Annotated in this window: 1 protein-coding gene; it reads left to right on the top strand. The window is 61.5% G+C overall.

Features of this window, described 5'->3' with window-relative positions:
- Positions 1-326 precede the first annotated feature (326 nt).
- A complete protein-coding gene (locus ABD974_RS09215) occupies positions 327-650 on the top strand; it encodes a hypothetical protein (RefSeq protein ID WP_345303024.1) in 324 nt (107 codons plus the stop codon).
- The last annotated feature ends 57 nt before the right edge of the window (positions 651-707 follow it).

Here is a 707-nt window from a genome sequence, read left to right as displayed (position 1 = left end):
CTCGGGCACAATCCCCGTCAACCTCTACTTCCGGGTGACTCGAAGAAACAAGGACGCTTCACAAGGACACCCACGAATCAGACTACTCCGGCGCGCACATGCGGTAAATCCCGACATCGCCCCGCGTTGGTCAATGTCACGCTTGTTCCATGACCCGCCCCCGTTCGCACATCGCTCCGTCCGATCTTGCCGGCACTTATCACTGTGTCCAACGCTGCGTGCGGCGGGCATTTCTCTGCGGCATCGATGGATATTCCGGGCGGAATTACGAGCACCGCAAGACCTGGGTCGAGACACGGATCCGACTCGTCGCCGAATGCTTCGCCGTGGAGATCCACGCTTACGCCATCATGAGCAACCATCTGCATCTGGTGCTCGGCATCGATCCCGCCACGGTATCCGCATGGGACGATGAAGCCGTCGCGGCACGCTGGGTACGCCTGTTCCCGCCGCGCGAAGACTCCGAAGCAGCGGTGGAACACAAGTGCATGCGTCTTCTGGCCGACCCGTCGCGGCTCGACCTGGTCCGCAGGCGGCTGGGAAGTCTCTCGTGGTTCATGCGATGCCTCGTCGAACCGATCGCGCGCCGCGCGAATCGCGAAGACGGCTGCAAGGGCCGATTCTGGGAAGGTCGCTTCAAGTGCCAGTGACCTGAGACGAATCATGTAGCCGATCGGCAGGTGAGTTCTCTACCCTCGACAGACCAA

This window comes from Lysobacter hankyongensis (assembly GCF_039543145.1).
GTDB lineage: Bacteria > Pseudomonadota > Gammaproteobacteria > Xanthomonadales > Xanthomonadaceae > Lysobacter_I > Lysobacter_I hankyongensis.
Note: the sequence above shows the minus strand (reverse complement) of the source record. Positions and strands in the feature narration are given on the sequence as shown.